At 34.3% G+C, this 23,221-nt stretch carries 19 protein-coding genes, 1 tRNA gene and 1 pseudogene; 9 read left to right on the top strand and 12 right to left on the bottom strand.

Going from position 1 to position 23,221, the window contains the following annotated elements:
• Positions 1-8 precede the first annotated feature (8 nt).
• The 3 genes from ACM55I_RS05110 (at position 9) to ACM55I_RS05100 (ending at position 5,685) form a co-directional block, all read left to right on the top strand.
• Entirely contained in the window at positions 9-1,604 is a 1,596-nt protein-coding gene (locus ACM55I_RS05110; RefSeq protein WP_416845686.1) for a RagB/SusD family nutrient uptake outer membrane protein, read from the top strand.
• Between the two features lie 21 nt (positions 1,605-1,625).
• Complete coding sequence (locus ACM55I_RS05105; RefSeq protein ID WP_416845685.1) at positions 1,626-2,744, top strand: SusE domain-containing protein; 1,119 nt, start codon at positions 1,626-1,628, stop codon at positions 2,742-2,744.
• Between the two features lie 61 nt (positions 2,745-2,805).
• A complete protein-coding gene (locus ACM55I_RS05100; protein ID WP_416845684.1) occupies positions 2,806-5,685 on the top strand; it encodes an alpha-amylase family glycosyl hydrolase in 2,880 nt (959 codons plus the stop codon).
• Positions 5,686-5,799: 114 nt separating this feature from the next.
• Here ACM55I_RS05100 and acs read toward each other — a convergent pair whose 3' ends face one another.
• The 12 genes and pseudogenes from acs to ACM55I_RS05040 all read right to left on the bottom strand — a co-directional run bounded on the left by acs (position 5,800) and on the right by ACM55I_RS05040 (position 16,766).
• The gene (acs, locus tag ACM55I_RS05095) at positions 5,800-7,707 is read right to left on the bottom strand and encodes an acetate--CoA ligase (RefSeq protein WP_416845683.1); all 1,908 of its coding nucleotides are present in this window, start codon (positions 7,705-7,707) and stop codon (positions 5,800-5,802) included.
• Between the two features lie 15 nt (positions 7,708-7,722).
• Entirely contained in the window at positions 7,723-8,070 is a 348-nt protein-coding gene (locus ACM55I_RS05090) for an AMP-binding enzyme (protein WP_416845724.1), read from the bottom strand.
• 9 nt (positions 8,071-8,079) lie between these two features.
• A pseudogene (locus ACM55I_RS05085) lies at positions 8,080-8,178 on the bottom strand (hypothetical protein); the annotation flags it as partial.
• Between the two features lie 115 nt (positions 8,179-8,293).
• A complete protein-coding gene (locus tag ACM55I_RS05080) occupies positions 8,294-8,653 on the bottom strand; it encodes a response regulator transcription factor (RefSeq protein WP_073205424.1) in 360 nt (119 codons plus the stop codon).
• 3 nt (positions 8,654-8,656) lie between these two features.
• Positions 8,657-11,362 carry an ATP-binding protein gene (locus tag ACM55I_RS05075; RefSeq protein WP_416845682.1) on the bottom strand — a complete coding sequence of 902 codons (2,706 nt, stop codon included), beginning with the start codon at positions 11,360-11,362 and terminating at the stop codon, positions 8,657-8,659.
• A gap of 312 nt (positions 11,363-11,674) precedes the next feature.
• Positions 11,675-11,899, bottom strand: a complete 225-nt coding sequence (locus ACM55I_RS05070; RefSeq protein WP_035668533.1) for a DUF6814 family protein — start codon at positions 11,897-11,899, stop codon at positions 11,675-11,677.
• An 11-nt stretch (positions 11,900-11,910) separates the two neighbouring features.
• Entirely contained in the window at positions 11,911-13,446 is a 1,536-nt protein-coding gene (locus ACM55I_RS05065) for an MFS transporter (RefSeq protein WP_416845681.1), read from the bottom strand.
• Positions 13,447-13,479: 33 nt separating this feature from the next.
• Complete coding sequence (locus tag ACM55I_RS05060; protein WP_416845680.1) at positions 13,480-14,730, bottom strand: DcaP family trimeric outer membrane transporter; 1,251 nt, start codon at positions 14,728-14,730, stop codon at positions 13,480-13,482.
• 106 nt (positions 14,731-14,836) lie between these two features.
• Positions 14,837-15,256 carry a transposase-like zinc-binding domain-containing protein gene (locus tag ACM55I_RS05055; RefSeq protein WP_379857118.1) on the bottom strand — a complete coding sequence of 140 codons (420 nt, stop codon included), beginning with the start codon at positions 15,254-15,256 and terminating at the stop codon, positions 14,837-14,839.
• A gap of 487 nt (positions 15,257-15,743) precedes the next feature.
• The gene (locus tag ACM55I_RS05050) at positions 15,744-16,022 is read right to left on the bottom strand and encodes a hypothetical protein (RefSeq protein WP_416845679.1); all 279 of its coding nucleotides are present in this window, start codon (positions 16,020-16,022) and stop codon (positions 15,744-15,746) included.
• Positions 16,023-16,085: 63 nt separating this feature from the next.
• On the bottom strand, positions 16,086-16,283 hold the full coding sequence (locus ACM55I_RS05045; protein ID WP_416845678.1) for a hypothetical protein: 198 nt from the start codon (positions 16,281-16,283) through the stop codon (positions 16,086-16,088).
• A gap of 410 nt (positions 16,284-16,693) precedes the next feature.
• Positions 16,694-16,766, bottom strand: a tRNA-Phe gene (locus ACM55I_RS05040).
• A gap of 98 nt (positions 16,767-16,864) precedes the next feature.
• On the opposite strand from ACM55I_RS05040, the gene ACM55I_RS05035 reads away from it, so the two are divergent.
• The 6 genes from ACM55I_RS05035 to ACM55I_RS05010 all read left to right on the top strand — a co-directional run bounded on the left by ACM55I_RS05035 (position 16,865) and on the right by ACM55I_RS05010 (position 23,131).
• A complete protein-coding gene (locus ACM55I_RS05035; RefSeq protein WP_416845677.1) occupies positions 16,865-17,599 on the top strand; it encodes a type III pantothenate kinase in 735 nt (244 codons plus the stop codon).
• Complete coding sequence (locus ACM55I_RS05030; protein ID WP_416845676.1) at positions 17,592-18,842, top strand: hypothetical protein; 1,251 nt, start codon at positions 17,592-17,594, stop codon at positions 18,840-18,842. Before ACM55I_RS05035 ends, ACM55I_RS05030 begins: the two co-directional genes overlap by 8 nt.
• Positions 18,843-18,891: 49 nt before the next feature.
• Positions 18,892-19,446 carry an LPS export ABC transporter periplasmic protein LptC gene (gene lptC / locus ACM55I_RS05025; RefSeq protein ID WP_416845675.1) on the top strand — a complete coding sequence of 185 codons (555 nt, stop codon included), beginning with the start codon at positions 18,892-18,894 and terminating at the stop codon, positions 19,444-19,446.
• Between the two features lie 21 nt (positions 19,447-19,467).
• Positions 19,468-19,662 carry a hypothetical protein gene (locus tag ACM55I_RS05020; RefSeq protein WP_416845674.1) on the top strand — a complete coding sequence of 65 codons (195 nt, stop codon included), beginning with the start codon at positions 19,468-19,470 and terminating at the stop codon, positions 19,660-19,662.
• A 3-nt stretch (positions 19,663-19,665) separates the two neighbouring features.
• Complete coding sequence (locus ACM55I_RS05015) at positions 19,666-20,925, top strand: hemolysin family protein (RefSeq protein WP_416845673.1); 1,260 nt, start codon at positions 19,666-19,668, stop codon at positions 20,923-20,925.
• Positions 20,926-21,034: 109 nt separating this feature from the next.
• Entirely contained in the window at positions 21,035-23,131 is a 2,097-nt protein-coding gene (locus tag ACM55I_RS05010; protein WP_416845672.1) for a peptidylprolyl isomerase, read from the top strand.
• Positions 23,132-23,221 lie beyond the last annotated feature (90 nt).

Genomic DNA, 23,221 nt, shown 5'->3' with positions numbered 1-23,221 from the left:
CAAGAAAAATGAAAAATATACAAAAAAAATTATTGAGCATTTCTTTGTTACTGTTGGTGATGGTATTCCCATCATGTACAAGTGAACTAGATCAATCACCTGATACTGGATCTTCTATCTCTGGATCTGAGTTTTTTAGCACACCAGAATCTTATAAACAAAATCTAGCCAAATTATATGCTGGTTTTGCTACTTCAGGTCAACAAGGACCTGCTGGTTCACCTGACATTTCAGGTATTGATGAAGGGACAAGTCAATACATTAGAGGATACTGGATGATGCAAGAATTAACTACTGATGAAGCGGTTATTGGATGGAATGATGGAACTATTAAGGATTTTCATTCTCAGGCTTGGACGACTTCGGATAATTTCATCAATGCAACTTTCGCTCGTTTCTCTTTTCAAATTGTAAACTGTAATGAGTTTTTGCGTCAAACTACGGATGAAAAATTAACCGCTAGGGGAATAGATGCAACTTTGAAAGCTGAAATAGCTACTTATAGAGCAGAAGCTCGTTTCTTAAGAGCAATAACGTATTGGCATTTAATAGATACTTTTGGTGGTAGTTCTTTAGTAACGGAGGATTCTCCAACTACTTTTTATTATCCGGAATATGCTACAAGAGCGGAGTTGTACAAATTTATTGATGACGAATTAACAGCGATTACTCCATTGTTGAAAGCACCAAAATCAAATGAGGCTTTTCGTGTGGATCAAGCTGCTGCTTGGATGTTACAAGCTAAATTATACATGAACGCTAAAGTATATATTGGTACAGACCATTATGCGGAAGCAGTTCCTTTGATTTCAAAAATAACAGGTTCAGCATATTCTTTACATACAAACTACAATCAATTGTTTTTGGCAGATAATGATAAAAACGGAGCTCAAAACGAATTTATATTTGCTATAGCTTTTGATGGTCTTCATACTCAAACATACGGCGGGACTACTTTCTTGACACATGCTCCTGTTGGAGGTAGCATGAATGCGGCAAGCTTTGGAATTAATGGTGGATGGGGTGGTATTAGAACCACGGCAGCTTTTGTAGATAAATTTGATGCAAATACTACTGATACTCGTGGACAATTCTATAAAGCTGGTCAGACTAAAGAAATTAAGGATATTAGTAATTTTACTGATGGTTATGCTATTCAAAAGTTTAGAAATGTTGATGTAAATGGTAAGCAAGGTTCAGATAAAGCAGGTAACTTCTCTGATGCGGATTTTCCGATTTTTCGTCTAGCAGATGCTTATTTGATGTATGCTGAATGTGCCGTGAGAGGTGCTGCTGGTGCTACTATTGCAAATGCAACTACTTATGTAAATGCATTGCGAACTAGAGCTAAAGGAGCGACGGTAACTCAAGGAGATTTAACATTAGATTTTATTCTTGACGAAAGAGCAAGAGAATTGCACTGGGAAGGACACAGAAGAACGGATTTAATTCGTTTTGGAAAATTTACTGGAGGTAGTTATATCTGGCCTTGGAAAGGTGGTTCAGCATCTGGTTCACCTACGCAATCGTACAGAGATTTATTTCCTATTCCGGCAAAGGCATTAGCCACAAACCAAAAATTGCAACAAAATACTGGATATTAATAATTAAAAAATTTTATAAAAATGAAAAATATAACTAAATCAATAATAGCTTTATTTGCAGTAGTTGCTTTGTCTTGTAGCGTAGAAGATGTTCAGGACAGACCCGTTATTGAAGGAGTTGATGCTCCTGTATTGACTGCTCCAACTGCAGGTGCGGCTTATATATTAAAACCTGAAAATGCAACTGCTCAAGCTGAGCGTTTTACATGGAAATTAGCTAATTTTGGAGGGGATGTCCAAGTGGATTATGTTGTTGAAATGGATACAAAAGGGAATGACTTTAAAACACCTAAAGAAATAGGGAGTTCTTTACCTTCTCAAAACCAAGTGTCAGTTTCAGTAGCGGCAATAAATGGAGCTGCATTATCATTAAAAGCAACACCTTTTGCTCCTGGTGAATTTCAAGTAAGAGTTAAAGCAACTGCTGGAACTTTAGCTCCAATGTATTCTAATGTAATTGGAATTGTTGTTACACCTTATACTACTGAAAATCCTAAATTATATCTTATTGGTAATTTTTTAAAAATTAGTGGTTATGGCGAAGACTGGATTAATGCTCCAACTTTACCTGCTATATCAGCATCTGGATATGGAAAAACTGATTTTGAAGGATATGTTAATATAAATAATACTTCTGCTCAGTTTAAATTCATACCTCAAGCGACAAGTTTTGATGGTGATTATGGGAATGCTACAGGACCGGACGGGACATATACTGGTTTGCTTTTGCAAACGGGAGAATCTAATGCTGGTTTGCCAGCTCCTAAAACTGCAGGGTATTATTTAATGGAAGCTGATACTCAAAAATTGACATACAAAGCGACTCTTACTGCATGGTCGGTAACAGGATCTGGAACTCCTTTAGGTTGGCCAGCTGGTCCTGATGGAACTCCAGGGCAAGATCAAGATATGACTTATAATCCAACAACTAAAGTTTGGACTATTACTTTAAATTTGACTGCTGCGGAAATAAAATTTAGAGCTAATGATGATTGGAAGGTAAATTATGGAGATAAAGGTGCTGATGGAATATTAGATTTCAATAGTGACAATATCAAAGTTCCTTCTGCTGGAAATTATACAATTACGTTAGATTTAAGTTCTCCTAGAAATTACAAATATACGCTTACAAAAAATTAATATTTTTTAAATTTGAAAGGGCTATCTTATGGATAGCCTTTTTTTTATAAAATCAAAAGCTATGAAAAAAATTATACTTTTAGTATCGCTTTTCTTGTCAATAGTGGCTTCGGCTCAGCAACAAAATGTAGCGAATACGATTAGCCCAAATCCTTTTGAAGAGACAACCTCTATTACAATAACAATTAATGGTAGCAGTGTTGATGAAGCAGCCTGGGGCATTACTGACCATTCTTTGTATCTGTGGGCTTGGTCTTATGATACGAATGATGCTGGCAGTCTAGATTGCCCAACAAATGGCTCGTGGACAGCTTCTAGTGAAACTAATAAATTAACCTACACGGCAGGTGCAGATATCTATAGAATTACGTTTACCCCAAATGTTTTTTATAGTAGAAATGGAATTGGTAGAATTGGTTTTCTTGTTAAAGCCAAAGATGGTACAGGCGACAAAAAATCACAAGATACTTATGCTGAAGTTGGAGCTTTTCAAGTAAACCTTACTTCTCCAGCGGAAAACAGCTCTGTAATTGTAACTTCTGGTTCGAGCCAAAGTATTTCAGCCAATAATACCAATGGAAACGCCAGCTATAACTTAAAAGCAAACGGTGCAAGTATAAATACAAATACAAGTACTGCTAGTTATACTTTTAATGACACTAATATTAATGGTAATAGAAATTATGCATTGGAGGTAACACAAGGAAGTGCTACAGTAACCAAAAAATTTACAGTAATTGTAAATCCAGGAACCGTTAGTGCAGTAATGCCTGCAGGTTTATTGGACGGAATAAATTATAATGCTACTGATGCTACAAAAGCAACTTTAGTTCTGGATGCTCCGTTAAAGGATTTCGTTTACATCGCCGGTAGTTTTAATAACTGGCAACCGGATGCAAACTATGCCATGAAAAAAGATCCTGTTTCAGGAAAATTCTGGTTGGAACTAACAGGATTAGCTTCAGGTACAAATTATACATATCAATATTGGGTAGTTGATGCAACTCCTATTGCAGGGACACCATCTCTGGTAAAAACAGCAGATCCTTATTCTACTTTAGTATTATCGGCTGACGATGATCCTTATATTCCGTCGGTATCTTATCCAAATTTGCCAGTATATCCGGTAGGTCAACAAAGAGAAGTGACGGTTTTGCAAACGGGGCAAATACCTTATGCATGGACAACTGCAACCACTAATTTTGTAAAACCTGAAAAGGAAAAATTGGTTGTTTACGAACTTTTAGTAAGAGATTTTGATGCCGCCAGAAGTTACCAAAGTGTAATTGACAGAATTGATTATTTCAAGAATTTAAAAATAAATGCTATTGAATTATTACCAGTAATGGAATTTGAAGGTAATGAAAGTTGGGGTTACAACACTTCTTTCCATATGGCTTTAGATAAGTTTTATGGTACTTCAAGTAAATTTAAAGAATTAGTAGATGTTTGTCATCAAAATGGTATTGCGGTAATTCTGGATGTAGCATTAAACCATGCGTTTGACAGAAATCCAATGGTCAGAATGTGGATGAATGATCCTGACGGAGATGGTTGGGGTTCGCCTTCAACGGAGAATCCTTATTTCAATACTGTGGCAAAACACAGTTATAGTGTAGGGAACGATTTTAATCATGCTTCGGCCTTGACGAAAAATTACGTAAAAAGAGTAATAAAACAGTGGATTCAAGAATATAAAATTGACGGTTTCCGTTGGGATTTGACTAAAGGGTTTACGCAAAATTGTACGGCGAATGATGAGTCTTGTACCAATGCCTATCAAGCGGACAGAGTTACCATCTTAAAAGACTATGCGGATTATTCCTGGAGTCTGGATCCTACGCATTATACAATTTTTGAACACTTAGGAACAGATGCTGAGGAACAAGAGTGGGCAAATTATAGAATTTCCGAAACACCAAGTAAAGGGATTATGATGTGGGGTAAGATGACCGATCCTTATAATCAATTGACTATGGGGTATAATTCTAACAATGATATCTCGAGAATGAATAGTGCCAGCCATGGATTTAATAAAAACAGATTGATGGGTTATGCTGAAAGTCATGATGAGGAACGATTGATGTATAAAAACATACAATATGGTGCCAATCTAAATGGATATAATGTAAAAACGCCGGCAACTGCTTTGTCAAGAATGTCAGCTTTAGGAGCGGTTTCTTTATTAGTACCGGGACCAAAAATGATTTGGCATTTTGGTGAATTAGGTTGGGATATTTCTATTTTTAGCTGCAATGACGGCTCTGTAAATACCTCTGTAGATGCTATTTCAGGAGACTGTAAATTGGACAAAAAACCACAACCACAATGGGCAAATAATTGGCTAGGGGATGCCGGTAGAAATAAAATCTACACGGATTGGGCAAAAATGATTAGTATGAAAATTGCGGAACCCGTTTTTTCTGGAACTGCAACAATGACAAGTGGTGCTTCATTAACGCCTAATATCAAGATTACCAATAGCGCTTTGGCGGGAACGCAACTTAAAGATGTATTGGTATTAGCTAATTTTGATTTGTCTGCTAAAGATGTAACGACTGGTTTTCCTTATACTGGAACTTGGTACAATTTGATGAATAATACAACGATTACGGTTACTGATGTGAATGCTCCGATTAGTATTCCAGCAGGCGGTTTTCTAATTTATGGAAATAAAGTGGCAAACTTAGCAATTGCTAATTATGAAAAACCCAATAGCGTTCATTTGTATCCAAATCCTGTTTCAAGTTATTTTATGTTAAATACTAATACCACTAAAGTTCAGGTTTTCTCAATCACGGGACAAATGGTAAAAAGCTTTAATGGCAGTCATTCTAAAGATACTCCTTTTGCGATCAGTGATTTAAGCAAAGGACTTTATATTGTAAAAGTTCTGAATGATAACAATGAAACAGAAGTAATGAAATTTATAAAAGAGTAATATTTACTTCGAATATTAAAAAGGCTGTCCCTAAAAAGACAGCCTTTTTTTTGCGCAAAAAAAACTGCTTCCAAAGGGAAGCAGTTTTTAACAAATTACTACAACTAAAAAAAATTATACTTTTTCATTTTTGATTTCTTCTACAATTTCTGGATTCAACAAAGTGGAGATGTCTCCAAAATTTGAATAATCCCCTTCTGCTATTTTACGTAAAATTCTACGCATGATTTTACCGGAACGTGTTTTTGGTAAACCAGAAACAAACTGGATTTTATCCAGTTTCGCAATAGGTCCTATGTGATCCGATATATGTTGGTTGATTTCTTTACTAAGATTTTCTCTATCGCGATATTCTCCGGTTTCTTTTAAAATTACAAAACCATACAAGGCATTTCCTTTGATGTCATGTGGAAAACCTACAATAGCAGATTCTGCAACTGCCGGGTGTTCATTGATAGCATCTTCAATAGGCGCTGTTCCCAGATTATGGCCTGAAACAATAACGACGTCATCAACACGGCCAGTAATTCTGTAATACCCAACTTCATCACGCAAAGCTCCGTCTCCAGTAAAATATTTACCTGGAAAAGCAGAGAAATAAGTGTCTTTATATCGTTGGTGGTCTCCCCAAATAGTTCTAGCAATTCCAGGCCAAGGAAATTTAATACACAAACTGCCCGTAACCTGATTTCCTTCTATTTCGTTCCGTCTTTCATCCATTAAAACAGGCTGAATTCCCGGTAAGGGAAGTGAAGCGTAGGTTGGTTTTGTTGGAGTAACAAAGGCTATTGGTGAAATCATAATTCCTCCGGTTTCGGTTTGCCACCATGTGTCAACTACCGGACATTTTTTATCTCCAACGTGATTGTTATACCAGTGCCAAGCTTCTTCATTGATAGGCTCTCCTACGGAACCAATCACTTTTAAAGAAGTTAATTGGTAGCGTTGCACGTATTCGATACTTTCTTTTGCCAAAGCTCTAATGGCAGTAGGAGCGGTATAAAACTGAGTTACTTTGTGCTTTTCAATCGTTTGCCAAAAACGGCTGAAATCAGGATAAGAGGGAACTCCTTCAAAAATTACAGTCGTGGCTCCGTTCAATAACGGCCCATAAACAATGTAGGAGTGTCCGGTAATCCAACCAATATCAGCAGTACACCAGAAAATGTCATTTTCTTCATAGCTAAAAACGTTCTTGAAAGTATAAGCAGTATAAACCATATAACCAGCCGTAGTATGCACCATTCCTTTCGGTTTTCCTGTTGAACCCGAAGTATAAAGGATAAACAGAGGATCTTCGGCATCCATAATTTCTGCAACATTATTATCTGATGCTCGATCTAAAAGAGGTTGCAGCCATTGATCACGGCCTTCTTTCATAGTAACGGAAGTATTCGTTCTTTTTACCACTAGTACATTCGAAACTCCGGTACAACTGGTTAATGCATCGTCGATTATTCCTTTTAAATCAATCGTTTTATTACCACGATAACCACCATCTGAGGTGATGACCATGTTACAATCGCAGTCATTTATTCTTGTTGCAACAGCAGAGGCTGAGAATCCGGCAAAAACAACCGAATGGATAGCTCCGATTCTGGCGCAAGCCAAAGTAGTAATGGCCAATTCAGGAATCATGGGTAAATAAATACAGACACGATCTCCTTTTTTTACACCTTGTTCTCTCAATACATTTGCCATTTTACAAACACGTTGGTGCAATTCATTATACGAAATGTGTAGCGCTTCTTCATTGGGATCATTCGGTTCAAAAATGATCGCCGTTTTGTCTCCTTTTTTAGCAAGATGTCTGTCAATGCAGTTTTTAGTGATGTTTACTTTGGCATCAACAAACCATTTTATTTCGGCTTCTGCCATATTAAAATCGATCACTTTTTCCCATTGTTGGTACCAAGTAAAATTTTCGGCAGCAATTTTGTCCCAGAATTTTTTTGGTTCGCGAACTGATTTTTTATATTCTTTAAAGTATTCTTCTAAGGTATTAATTTTATAGCGACTCATAATTGTGATATTTTCTTATTTAGTATTATAAACTCCAATTTCATATTTTTTCAAAACAGCTTTTATTTCATCAACAATCGATTCATCATCTATCGTTGAAGGGATTTGATAATTTTCTCCGTCAGAAATACTTCTCATTAGTTTTCTCAGGGTTTTCCCGGAACGTGTTTTTAGTAGTCTATCTACCATTACAACATTCCGGAGGGATGCTACAGTACCAATTTGTTGACGAACTGCGAGTTTTACTACTTCCGCTTTTACTTCAAAAAAAGTGTATTTTTTTACCGTTTGTGTGACTGGCGAATCATAAATGAGAGCTATCTGGTCCCCATAACCATCTTGAATATGCTTGTCTAAAGCCAAGTAACAGATGTTTAATTCTCCATCTTTGTACCAAAGCGGATATCCATTTTCATCTTTTGATATAATAGTTTCCGGTTTATTATACCATTCTATCGCCATCGCCTGTTCTTTCCAGAAAGCTTAAGGTTGATTAATGCTGTGAGTATAAAAATCTTTATAATTCATTTGTTGTTGGTTGTTTATAGTTTAAAAAATCCCTGCATCGCTGCAAAAACCCAATAGTTTATATCAATCCCTGTACCTGTTCGACCAATTTTTTGACTGAAAAAGGCTTGAGTACATATAAATTTGCACCTAATGAAAGTCCTTTTTCAATATCTTTTTCTTTGTTTTTTGCCGTTAGGAAAATGACTTTGCAATGTTTTAGTCGTTCGTCTTTTTTAATTTGTTCCAATGTAGCGTAACCGTCAACCATTGGCATCATTACGTCCAGAATGATGACATCCGGAAGTTGATTCTTCAAAATCTCTAAAGCTTCTTGTCCGTCGCGTGCAATGAAAACTTCAAAATTGTTCTTTTTGAATGTGTATTCAAGTGACATGACAATATTTGGTTCGTCATCTACAATTAAAATTTTTTTCATTTTTTAATAATTTTCAGTAGTATTATAATTGGGTAAAGTGAAAATAAATGTCGCTCCGTTTGTCTCCGTGTTATCCGCCCAGATCTTTCCTTTATGATGTTCAATAATCTGTTTGCAAATAGCTAATCCTAAACCACTTCCGATTGGTTTTTTTACATTTTGATTTCGAGATTGATAAAATTTATCAAAAATGGCTTCAAAATCTTCTTCTTTAATTCCTTTGCCATTATTATGGATGCAGACTTCAACAACTTCTTTTTTCTCTGTTATTTTGATGCTGATTTTTCCATCAGTTTCTGAACTGAACTTAATAGCGTTTGATAACAAATTGTTAATGACCTGAATGATTCGTTCTTCATCATAAAAGGCTTTTATTTCTTTTTCAGCCTCATCGAATTCGATACTTATTTTTTTATTTTTAATCAATTGCTTCAATGAAAGCAGCGTTTTTTCAACGGTTTTAGAAATGTTATTTTTCGAAAGATATATTTTTTGTTTTCCCGTTTCGAATTTTTCTAAATCCAGAATCTTGTCTATTAAACGATTCAAACGATCCGATTCGGAAATGATATTCTGCAGGAACTGTTTTCTCAATTCTTCTGGAATATCGTCGTCATCATGAAGGATTTCGCTTGCGGCGCGAATCGCGGTTATTGGCGTTCGTAACTCATGCGTAACCGTGTCCAGAAATTCGTCTTTTTGAATGTCTTTGTTTACTAATTCTAAATTTGCATTTTTTAATTGATCGGATATTTTTTTTAATTCATTGGAAGTATCCGTTAATTTCTTGTTGATAATAATGTTCTCTTTGGATTCTTCGAGAATTCGCAACACTTCAGTCAAGCTGATTTTATCTTCTTTGACGACACTTGATATTAATATTTTGGCGGAAGCCGTACCAATATGTCCCGTCAATAAATCCTCCGCAAACTTTATAAACCGTGCATCGGCTGTAGTGATGTTTTTATCAATATTGTATTTTAAATTGAAAATGGTCATGGCTCTTTTTGTTCTTTCTTCTCCAAGAAATCGCTGTAAAATTTTTTGAATATCAGAAATATAAGCGGTTCCTTTCCAAACAAATGCATCTTCATGATTGGTGATGTATTTGTCAATATCCACAAACATTTCCGCATAATTGCGTTCTCTGTAATTTCCTTTGAAACTTACAGAAATTGCGGCATAACAGATAAGGTTAAAAAATAAACTCCAAAAAACAGCATGAGGAATAGGTTCTAAGTAATCCAATCCAAAAAGCTGAAACGGTTTTAACAGTACAATTCCCCAAGGCCCTTCCTGAATAAATAGGCTGGAAGATTTTGTGATACCAATGGCGTAGGGAATTAATAAGGTGTAAAAGCAAATCAAAAAGCCCATTATAATTCCTGTTATAGCTCCTTTTTTTGAACCTCTTCTCCAGAATAATGCTCCAAAAAAAGAAGGTGCTAGTTGTCCAATAACAACAAATGAAACCAAGCCAATGGAAACCAACGAGTAATCTAAAATGAAAATTCGGTAGATGGCATACGCCAAAATAATTAACGAAAAAATGCCTATTTTTCGGCTAATCAGAATGCGTTTACTGTTTTTTTCTTGAGAAGAATTTTTGAGTGAACCAATGAAACCGTAAGGAATCAACAGATTATTACTTAACATGGTTGCTAATGCAATCGATGAAACAATAATCATGGAGATGGCAGCAGAGAATCCACCAAGAAATACTAAAACGGTCAAGAAATTATTGTTGAAAAATTGAGGAATCAATAATGAGAAGGTGTCTGAATTGAGTCCTTTTCCCTGAAAAAGAATATTTCCTCCCCAAGCAATTGGAAAAACAAAAATATTGAACAGCAATAAATACAACGGAAAAAGCCACATGGCTGTTCGAATATGGGTTTCTTTATTGTTTTCAACAATTGCGGTATGGAATTGTCTTGGCAACAGAAAAATTGCAAACATGGACAATATGCAAAGAAAAAACCAATTTATTCCGCTTGTTAAGTCGCCTATCGAATTCTTCTTTTCGAAATTTTCAAGAACTGCAGCTTTGGTGTAAATATCTCCAAAACCATCGTAAACAAAATAAGTTACATAAATTCCGATGATTAAAAAGAAAACTAGTTTTAAGATTGATTCTATTGCGACTGCCGTAACGATTCCGCGTCTTTTTTCGGAAGCATCAACGTATTTTGTTCCGTAATAAGAGGCAAATAAAGCCAGTGCCAGACAAACATAAGTAGTAGTGTCCGTAAAAATATTATCGCTTGACTGCGTTTTTGTGACAATATGGAATGTATCTGAAATCGATTTTAACTGTAAAGAAATGTAGGGTACAATTCCAAAAACACAAATCATAGTTACTAATGCGCCAAGAAATCTACTGTTTCCGTATCTCAAAGAAATAAAATCGGCAATACTGGAGATTTTATTTACTCTCGAAATTTGGATAATTCTCTTGAGGACAACCATCCAAGTGGGGATTATTATTATTGGACCTAAGTAAATTGGTAAGTAGCTTAAACCAGATTCTGCTGCAACACCAATGCTTCCATAATAGGTCCATGCGGTGCAATAAACCGCTAAGGAAAAAGAATAGATATAAGGATTATTCGTCCATTTAGAATGGCTTCTTTTTTCAGCCCAATAGGCGATGTAAAAAAGAATGGACACATAAAGTGCTAAAATCAGTAAAAGTCCTATGCTACTCATAATATCTTTTTATGATTAGGTAGGTGATGGCAATTGAAAATAACCATGCCGAAAAAATATAGATATACACGATTGGGAAACCAAAAAGGGGTTTAGAACTGTCAAATAAAAGCAAAAGAGGTATGTTCAACGCTAATAGCATTAGCATGGAAAGTATAACTAACTTTTGTTCGTGTCTTTTTTTCATTTGAAGATAATATTATTTTTCAGCGTAAAATGGTGTCAACATTTTTAAATGCGACTATATGTAATAAAAATAAGCAATCTCTACCGATTAATGTAGAGACTGCATAGTAGAAATTTATTTAATAATTATTTTTTTTCATCGTAATCGCCCATTAAGGAAAAATAACCAAAGGTGCCTAGCCCTAAAACGATTAATGGTGTTAGTATAAATAAGATGATAATTCCAAATACTAAATCCTCTTGTTTACCGGACATGAATTTTGGCAATCCAAAGGTAAAGATGCAAAAATATGCTGCCGCAATTGCTAAGGCGATCCAAACTAATCCTAAAACTCTTTTTATCTGATTCATAGCTGTGTTTTTTATATGTGAGCGTTTTTATCTTTATTTTTAATGTAAATCATTCCAACTACAAAGCTGACTGCAGCAATAACAATTGGATACCAAAGTCCTTCGAGATAAAATTCTGGATTTCCTGCTTCTTTTGCATTTATAACAAAATAGGTGGAGATCGCAGGAAGCAATCCTCCAAAAATTCCGTTTCCTACGTGATAGGGCAACGACATAGAAGTATATCTAATTTTCACGGGGAACATTTCTACCAAGAATGCTGCAATAGGGCCGTAGACCATAGTAACAAATAGCACTTGTATAAATATCAAAAAGATTAAAGCCCACTTATCATCCCAATTAATATTAATAGTGGTTTTGGTTTCAATTTTTGGTTTTCCATCAACTATCTTCGCTGTTCCATTCTCTAAAGATACCGTTTTTACTTCAAGAAATTTAGTCCCGTCAGTATACTCTTTGCTAGTGGTATAAATTGAATCCATAGTTTGTTTCTTGTTCTCTTTCAGTTCAGAAACCACTTTGGTATTAGCGACAATTTCAGTTTTGTTTTTTACAGAGGTAGTTTCATACATTTGTTTGTAAATGGGTCTGTATAATAAAATGGCCAATAACATTCCTCCCATCATTATGTATTTTCTACCCACTTTGTCACTTAACCAACCAAATACAATGAAAAAGGGCGTTCCTAATATTAATGCAATTCCCAACAAAGTATCCACTTGAGAAGAGTCAATAGACATAACTGTTTTTAAGAAACTCATGGCGTAAAATTGACCGGTGTACCAGACAACCCCTTGTCCCATGGTAGCTCCAAATAAAGCCAATAAAACAAATTTTAAATTGTAACGATTTCCGAAACTTTCTTTTAACGGATTAGTACTTGTTTTTCCTTCTGATTTCGCTTTGGCAAAAACCGGAGATTCATCCATGTTTTTTCTAATTAAATAGGAAACTCCAACCATAATGATAGAAACCCAGAATGGAACTCTCCATCCCCATTCGTCAAATTGTTCAGGAGTAAGAAGATTTCTTGTGGCTAAAATAACCATTAAGGAAATAAACAAACCAACCGTTGCCGTAGTTTGAATCCAGGAAGTCCAATATCCTCTTTGCCCTACTGGTGCATGTTCTGCCACATAAGTTGCGGCTCCACCATATTCGCCACCAAGTGCCAGACCTTGAAGCATTCGCAATATTAATACTAATAATGGCGCCATAAAGCCAATGGTTTCATAACTGGGAATACAACCGATCAGGAAGGTAGCACCACCCATTAGTAGCAAGGTAACCATGAAGGTATATTTTCGTCCAATTAAATCTCCTAATCTCCCGAAGAAAAGTGCTCCAAAGGGACGAACTACAAAACCAACTGCAAAAGTGGCTAGGGTTGCCAGGAAGGCTGCGGTTGGATTATCTGCCGGGAAAAATTTAGTTGAAATTACAACGGCCAAACTTCCAAAAATGTAGAAGTCATACCATTCAATCATTGTTCCCATGGAGGATGCGGAAATAACTTTCCAGATTCCTTTTGTTGATTTTTCTTTCATAAAATTGATATTATAGTGGTTTGGTTAATTATTTTAAAAGGCATAGACACAGGAAACCATAGCTCTTAGGTTAGCAACGTCTTTTTTGTTAGTGGATGCTTTTGCGTATAAATCAGTATCACCCCAAGTTGCTGTGGTGTATTCTAATTCTGGTGTAACTCTGAATTTGTTGCTTTTGAAATCAATTCTTCCCGAAGCTCTCCAAACATTGTCTACTACTCTCGGTCCCGTAATACCTCTGCCATATACTTGGGCAGTACTTCCAGCGGCAGTATTGGCTCCGTTATTTTTGGTAGTTCCAAAGAAAAAACCAGGAGCAATCGCTTTTGCGTTGCTTGCGATGTCAATCCAAAAAGAAGTTGTTTTTGTTGGGTCGTAAGACTGAATTCCAGAAGTTGTAGATCCTGTAAAACCACCTAGCATCACCAGATTGTTTAAGTTGCCACCTGAAATTCCATAAACTTTGATAATAATTTTGTCATTTGAATATTTAGCATAGCCAAATACGGAAGAGCTATTTACGTTTTCGGTAGTTACAATATTAGTTGCGCTAACTGTCAAAGGTTGCATTGACTTGTACTCTATTCCCGCGCCTAAAAACCAGTTTTTTCCTTTGTACTGAATTTGGCCATTCAAAGAAGGTAAAGCTGAATTGATTGAGGCTGAATTTTGAGTTCCTGTGGTGCCAAGAGCAAAAAATTCTCTTTCTTTATATGCGGTAGCGATTACAGTAACTTTTTTTGTTAAAGCTTGTTTTAATTTCACTTGGGTAGCCCATCCGAAAGGATTAAATATAATCCCAGTATTAAAGTTTGCAACACCAGGAAAAACTTCGGGGATGAAAGTTGGGTACCAGGTTTGTCCCATGGTTAAGGATGTTTTAGACCAATCCATATTTACGTAGGCATGTCGTAATCTCAAAGTTCCAATAGTTCCATCTGTATTTCCGAAAAAGTCACCTTCAATATTTCCACTCATTTTTGCGCCCCAAACATCAGGGCCCTTGACTTTAATTCCAAATCGAGACGTTATCGATAAAAAGTTGGATTGTGATACTGCATTTGCATCTTTGCCGTTGGCGTCTAATGCAACATCCAAAGGATATAAATTTAAATTGTCCTCGCGAACAGTTGCGGATTTTCTAGAATCGAAGATATAATCCGTTTTTACAAATCCATACAGGTTTATACTCCAATCTTTTTCAGCTGGCGCGGAAGGGACAGTCTGAGAATATCCTTTAAGGGAAGAAATTCCAATCAAAAGGATAAGGCAGTATTTTTTCATAGTAAATAAGATTTGGTTAGGGGAAGTGGTTAGTTTCAACACTGCCAAATTCTAATTTTTTGTTTTAAAAAAAAATTAAGTTATATATATCTGTAAAGTGATATAGTTAATCCTTAAAACGTTCCCATTTTATAAGCATAAATTTATCACCAAGTTCCGTTATTATCATGCCGGCTCCTGAAAGTAATCCTTTGTTTTTTATATACTCGACCAGCTCTAAATGGTTAAAAATCTTATAAGTAGGATGGTAATTAGCATGAGAGGGTTTTTTGATATTAAATGTCTTCACCCAATTACTTACCGTGACATGTGAAACGCCTATAATGCGCTCTATTTCGCGATAACTTAGTCCTTCCAAGTAGAGTTGTAATGCTTTGGTAACGTAATAATCGTCTATTTTTTTTCCAATTTTGTTTACAGTGAAAAAATACTTACAATTTTTACATAGGTACCTTTGTTTGTTGTTGACTATGCCACTTTTTACTATGTGATTATTTTGACATTTCGGGCAGGTTAAAAGTTCCATGTATATAAATTTTGCATAAATATACTAATTTAGCAATTATTATTTTTAGAAATTCATAATATGAAATAAAAATATTTACGAAACCTGCATTTATATTGGTAAAATTGATAAATATCTCTGAAGTTGAAGTGTTTTTTGAAATCGATTTTTCGGCTTGTAAAAACGAAAACTTACAATTAGGAACTTTATTACATTTATAAAGTCTTAAACTAATGCTTTTTGATAACACCTTTTTACTATTCAGAAACATTGTTTTCCGATAAAAAAGAAGCCAAATTAATGGCTTCTTAAAAAGAATCGTAATTTAGAGTTGCAAAATTCAAATAACGATGAGTAAAAATAAATGTTTTTCGACTAAATCTGTTTTCGGACAGTTGATTTCTTTAATAGATGGTTTAATGATTCAGGAAATAAAAAGGGTCTAGCTTTTTTCAGACTAAACCCTTAGATTCTACTAATATTGAATTTTTTTATACGATTTCAAGTTTTAATCAACTCCTTTTAGAATTTCCCCGTTTGCGTGAACTACTAATTTACGAACTTCATTATTTTTTTTAATTTTTAAATGGTATTGTTTCTTGATTATATCACCATTCTCCTGAGAAAATAGAAATTTGTCGTTGATAATTTGCCAGCCTGGGAAGTCTTTGTAAATAGAATAAATCACTTTGCTGGGAAGTCGCACGTTTTGATAATTTTCTACAACTCGTGTTAACTTTCCATTCCCATTATAGGTTGCTGCCAAAGAGTCGTTTTTAGTTTCCATGGTCACTAAATAGCTGTCAAATCCTTCGTAATCTTTGCCCAGATTATAGCTAATAAATTGTTGCTATAGTCCTCTGACGCTTGCGTCAGGATTTTTGTCGGTTAAATAAACAGAGAAATCTTTTCCGGCACTCCGAATTACCACTTCAGGTAATTGTTCTAATGTAAGACTTCCTTCTTCTGAATCACTACTTTTCTTATCTTGGGAATAAGAGAGGGTCACAAACCCTGCAAAAAACAAAATTATAATAAATGATTTCATAACTTTCTTTATTAATATTAAATCACTAATCTTTAATACTAAAATAAATTACAAGGCTTTTGATTTACCTCCCCTTGCTGTTTTGATAATTTATTTTATTTCTTAATAAATTGTTGTACGGAATAGTTCTAATTTACATTTAATAACATTTGTTTAGTTTAGTAAAATTATGATTTTTAAGTAGGTAATACAGTTAATGAAATCTATCCTTACTGTTAAAAAAGACTAAGTTTTATGGCGTTTTTTAAATAGGATTAGGGCGACGACTTACGATGGAAATAAAGCTTCAAAAAAGATTGCGTTAAATAAGCAAAGAATTGAAACTTCTTGTAATTGATGATGCTTACGATTTGATAAATTACAGGAAAGGATTAAAAACAAAAAACCCAAACATTTCTGTTTGGGTTTTGTGGTACCTCCAGGGATCGAACCAGGGACACATGGATTTTCAGTCCATTGCTCTACCATCTGAGCTAAGGTACCTCGCTATTGCGGGTGCAAATATAGAATGATTTTTAGTTTATCCAAAACAATTTTTAAAAAAAATCAATTCGTATCTTCGCAACATCAAAAAATAAAATATGGTTCTAGCTGTTGATGTCGGAAATACCAGAATTAAAGCCGCTGTCTTTGAGGGTGATATACTTGTGGAGAATTTCGTTTTTGTTAAAAATGAACTGCAAAAAAATATTCAAAATATTTTAAAAAAATACAATAAGTTTGCTGATTTGGTCATTTCATGCGTTGGAGATGTCGAAAAACAATCGTTTTTGGAGTTTGAAAATGATTTAAAAGTTCATTTTATGTCCCATGAGGATATCTTTCCATTCGTTAATTGTTATGCTACCCCTAAAACTTTAGGAATTGATCGTATGGTTCTTGCTGCAGGTGCAACACTGCAATTTCCAAACCAAAACCGATTGGTAATTGATGCGGGAACTTGTGTTACATTTGATTTTATAGACGAAGATAATAATTATCTGGGAGGGGCAATAACGCCAGGGTTGCGGTTGCGCTATGAGTCATTGCATAATTACACTGCAAAATTACCGCTACTTACGTTGGAAAGCCCTAAAGGTTTAATAGGGAATTCAACTTCTGATTCGATTCATTCCGGTGTAGTTAATGGATTAGTCTATGAGATTGACGGTTTCATCGATGAATATAGCAGACAGTATTCAAATTTTATAATAATTTTAACGGGTGGAGACACAGAATTTTTGGCTAAACGATTAAAAAATACCATATTTGCCAATTCAAATTTTCTTTTAGAGAGTTTGAGCCAAACATTTCAATATAAAATCAAAAATGATTAAAAAATTTATAATAAGCGCTTGCTTGCTTTTGTCACTTGTATCCTTTGCTCAAGAAGGAACTTCATCACCGTACTCTTTTTATGGGATTGGTGACATAAGATTTAAAGGAACGCTTGAAAATAGGTCTATGGCGGGTGTTGCCGTAGAGCAGGATAGTATTCATATCAATTTAGAAAATCCAGCCAGTTTTTCAAATTTGAAATTAACTACGTTCTCCTTGGGAGGTACTTATGCAACTAAAAGCTTGAAAAGCGATGCCGGTTCAGCAAACACGCGCAGAACAACTTTAGATTATTTAGCTGTTGGTTTGCCTTTGGGTAAATTTGGAGCAGGTTTTGGATTGATTCCTTATTCTTCGGTAGGATACAAAATAGAGTCGTTATCAGCAATTGACGGAGCTGTAAACAGACGATTAAGAGGGAATGGCGGTTTAAATAAAGTCTTTTTAGGAGTTGGTTATAAAATAGCGCCTAATTTTAGTATAGGTGCAGATGCGCACTACAATTTCGGTAAAATAGAAACGAATAGCTTGGAGTTTATTACTAACGTGCCTGTTGGTACCCGTGAGCTTAATACAGCTGATTTATCGGGTGTGAATTTCAATATTGGAACAATGTATCAAGCTAAAATAACCAAAAAACTAAGTCTTTATACAAGTTTGAATTATGCTTTAGAAAGTACTTTAACTTCTAAAAATACTAGGAATATTTCTAGTGTTAGATATAGTTCAGGATTTGATGTGCTTGTTGTTGATGTTCTTGCAGACCAAAATGAGCAAGTAAAATTGAAAATGCCAAGTAAAATATCATTTGGTGCGGGAATAGGTGAATCAAAAAAATGGCTTATTGGAGGAATGGTTTCGTATCAAAAAACTTCGGGTCAGGAAAATAGTTATAATAAAGCTTCTAATGTGGGTTATGGAAAATACGGAAGCGTTAGTTTAGGAGGGTATTATATTCCAAGTTATAACTCTTTTTCAAGTTACGCCAAAAGAATTGTTTACAGAGGAGGGATCAAATATGAAAAAACAGGTTTGATGATTAATTCAGAATCTATTAATGATACGGGGTTCACCTTAGGGTTAGGTTTGCCAATTACGGGTAGTTTTTCTAACATAAATTTAGGTTTTGAATTAGGAAAAAGAGGAACTACAAATGCAAATCTTGTTCAAGAGAATTATGCTAACTTTAGTGTTGGTTTTTCTCTTAATGACAAATGGTTCGATAAAAGAAAATTCAACTAAAAACTCTAATCGAGTACACATAACCACATTACTTTGTTAAGTATAGCGTATGCCTTTACTAAAAAAATATATATTCTTTCCAGTAGTCACAGTTTTAGCTGTGACTCTGTTTTTTGGGTGTGAAAGTAATTTTAAAGAGGTGCAGAAAATAAACTTTTCTGAGTTTGTTCCCAGTGGAGATGCTGATGATGTCAACTTGAAATATACGGATTCGGGATTGATTAAAGCAATTCTGGTTAGTCCTAAAATGTTAGACTTCTCCAGTATAGATTTTCCATTTACTGAATTTCCAAAAGGTATTGATGTTACTTTGTATGATAATAAAGCGAAGAAAACATTTATAACTTCAAATTATGCGGTGTCTTATAAAATGACCGGGATAATTGATTTACAGGGAAAAGTAAAGATTAAATCTGAAAATGGTCAGATGCTAGAAACGGAACAGTTGTACTACGATCAAAAAAACGAATGGTTTTTTACAGAAAAAAAGTTTAAATTTACGGATAGTAAAGGAGCTTCAAATGGACAAGGAATTGATTTCAGTAAAGACTTTAAAGTAATTAATTCACAAAGAATAGCTGGTGAAATTCAAACAGCTGAATAATTGTATAGATTCAAATAAATTATGACTTACTTAAAATACACCCCTTATCTTTATCTTGTTTTTGGAGTCTACTTCATTTATGATGGCGTTACAAAGTTTAATTCACCTGATGGAACTCCTTGGTTGAGTTTTATTATTGCAGGATTAGCAATTTTTATGTTTTTCTTCCGAATGAAATTTGCTAAAAAATTTGAAGATCGAAATAAAAAATCCTAGCACATGGAAATTAGTATTATAATACTGTGTTTAATACTATGTGCCTTTTTTTCAGGAATGGAAATTGCTTTCATTTCTTCGAATAAAATTTATCTTGAAATAGAAAAAAAACAAGATAACTTCGTCTCTAAAATACTTACAAAACTTACCGAAAAACCTTCTAAATTTATTGCTGCTATGCTTATTGGAAACAATATAGCGTTAGTTGTTTATGGGTTTTTTATGGGCGAATTATTAATGAATTGGATTGATAGCTTCGGATATCATTTTTCAAGTTTATTGAATTTGTTTCTTCAAACATTGCTTTCGACATTGATCGTTTTAATAACTGCAGAGTTTTTGCCTAAAGTTTTTTTTCAAATTTATGCGAATACCTTAATAAAGTTTTTTGCTATTCCGGCTTATGTCTTTTATATCCTTTTTTATTTTATCTCTACTTTTTTTATCTGGGTTTCGGATTTTGTATTGAAAAAATTCTTTAAAACAGAAGGAGATCAAGTGCAGCTGTATTTTAGTAAAGTGGAACTTGGCAATTATATTACGGAACAAATGAGTACTGTGGAAAATGATGAAGAAGTGGATTCTGAAATATTAATGTTTCAAAATGCATTAGAATTTTCCGGGGTAAAGGCTAGAGATGTTATGAGTCCCAGGACTGAAATCGTAGCAATTGATTTATATGATTCTATTGAGGAATTGAATAAGTTGTTTATTGAAACAGGGTATTCTAAAATTGTCGTTTATGAAAATTCATTGGATGATATTGTGGGATATGTACATTCATTCGATTTGTTTAAAAAGCCAAATACTATCAAAGAAATTGTAATTTCTGTTGAATTTGTTCCGGAGACAATTTACATTAAAGATGCAATGAATTTGTTGACCAAAAAAAGAAAAAGCGTAGCAGTTGTTTTGGACGAATATGGCGGAACTTCTGGAATTATAACCATAGAAGATATTGTAGAAGAGCTTTTTGGTGAAATAGAAGATGAACACGATTCAGAAGAAGAATTAATTGAAAATGAACTCGGAGACGATACCTATATTTTTTCAACGCGACTGGATGTAGAGTATTTAAATCAGACCTATAAACTTCATATTCCGGAAAGCGATTCTTACGGAACGCTTGGTGGTTTCATAGTGGATCATACGAAAGAAATTCCGCAAAAAGGAGATGTAATTGCAATAGGAATCTTTCATTTTGTTATAGAAGAAGCCACAAACAAGAAAATTGAATTAGTTAAAATGTCGTTAAGAGACTGATTTTTTTTAGAAAATTGAAATTTCTTGTAAAATAAAACGCTACTACTATAATTATTAATTAGATAATTGTATTTTCGCAAACTGAATATAAAAATTAACAACAATAAAAATGGCAGTTTTAGCAAAAATTAGACAACGTTCCGCCTTATTAATAGCAGCTATTGCTATCGCATTATTTGCATTTATAATACAAGATCTTATCGGTAAAGGTGGCCTTGGTCAAAATACCAAAGATGTAGGAAGTATTGATGGAAAAGATATCGCATTTGAAGATTTTAGAATCAAAGTGAGTAATGTTGAGAAAAGTCAAGAAGGAATTACTTCTACGGCTGCGGCTAACAGAGTTTGGGATCAAGAGGTTTCAATCGCTTTACTGACTTCAGAATTTGATAAATTAGGATTAAGAGTAGGTGAAAAACACTTATTGGAAGTTTTGAAAGCAGATCAGAACATTGGAAAAAACCCATTGTTTTTGAATGCAGCAGGAATGTTTGATATTGCAAAATTTAAGGAATATTTCAAATCAAATCCAGCTCAAGCACAATACTTGAAAGACAGAGAAAAAGACGCAGAACTAAATGCGAAATATCAAATTTACAACACTTTGGTAAAAGCGGCAGTTTATACTACTGAAAGTGAAGGAAAGTTGAAATATGAAATGGAAGCAAACAAAGTAAATTTTGCTTACGTTGCAGGTTTGTATTCTACAATAAAAGACAGTGATGTAAAAGTTACGGATACTGAAATTGTAGATTTCATGAAGAAAAATGAAAAAAAATATAAAGCTGATGAATCTCGTGAAGTAGAATATGTTTTGATTGAAGATAAAGCTTCAGCTGCAGATGAAAATGAAGTTAAATCTAAAATTAACGGATTGTTAAGCGGAAGTGTAGTTTACAATCAAGCAACGGGTAAAAATGATACTTTGCCAGGATTTAGAGCAGCTACAAATAATATCGAGTTTGTAAATTCAAATTCTGATGTTCCTTATGATTCAACTTATGTTGCTAAGAAAGATTTGCCTGCAGTTGATGCAGATAGATTGTTTAATCTTGCTCCAGGTGAAGTTTATGGACCTTATATGTTTGGTAAATACTACTGTATTTCAAAATCTATGGGTAAAAAATTAGGTGTAAATGCAAAAGCAAGTCACATTCTAATTAGTTATGAAGGAACACAAGTACCTAATCAAAAAGAAAAAAGAAATAAAGAGCAAGCTAAAGCAAAAGCAGAAGCAATATTAGCTCAGGTGAATGCAAATCCAGAGAGTTTCTTGATGTTGGCTTTCACTAATTCTGATGATTCATCAGCACAACAAGGTGGCGATTTAGGTTATTTTGGTCAAAACCAAATGGTGAAACCTTTTAACGATTTCGTTTTCAATAATTCAATTGGTAAAGTAGGATTAGTTGAAACACCTTTCGGATTTCATATCATCAAAATCACAGATAAACAAGACGGAATTCGTTTAGCAACTGTAGCACAAAAAATAGAAGCTTCAGAAGCTACTTCAGATAAAATATTTACACAAGCAACTAAATTTGAAATGGATGCTACTGATAAAGATTTTGAGAAAGTGGCAAAAGAAATGAAATTGACAATTGCTGCTCCGGTTACTGTAAAAGCAATGGACGAAACTTTTGGTCCTTTAGGAAATCAAAGAACAATCGTAAGATGGGCTTTTGAAGGTGATACTAAAGTTGGTGCTGTAAAAAGATTTGAAGTGGCTAATCTAGGTCATGTTATCGCTAAAGTTAAAAGTATCGATAAATCTGGTTTAGTATCAATTACTTTGGCAAGACCTTATGTAGAGCCAATTCTTAAAAACAAGAAAAAAGCGGAATTGATCAAAGCTAAAATGACAGGAACTTCGCTTGAAGCAGTTGCTAAAGCTACAGGTTCAACGGTACAACAAGCTACAGGAGTTACAATGGAAAATCCAATGTTAGTTGGTGCTGGTCAGGAGCCCCAAGTTGTTGGAAATGCATTTGCATTAACTGCAAACAAATTATCAGCTCCAATTGAAGGAAATACAGGTGTCTATGTAGTGAAAAACGTAAGCACAGTAAAAGCTCCAGCTTTGAAAAGTCATGAAGCTTACGTAGCTAAATTGAAAGCACAAAGCGCTTCAGATGTAAATAGAGTTATTCCTGCATTGAAAGGGAATGCTAAAATTGAAGACAACAGAAAACAATTCAATTACTAATAGTATATAAGTAGTTATTTTTTCATCATAAAAAATCCCGATACTTCAGTGTATCGGGATTTTGTTTTTAATATAATTTTTGTTTGAAAG

This window comes from Flavobacterium algoris (assembly GCF_048158525.1).
In the GTDB taxonomy this organism is placed as follows: Bacteria; Bacteroidota; Bacteroidia; order Flavobacteriales; family Flavobacteriaceae; genus Flavobacterium; species Flavobacterium algoris.
Note: the sequence above shows the minus strand (reverse complement) of the source record. Positions and strands in the feature narration are given on the sequence as shown.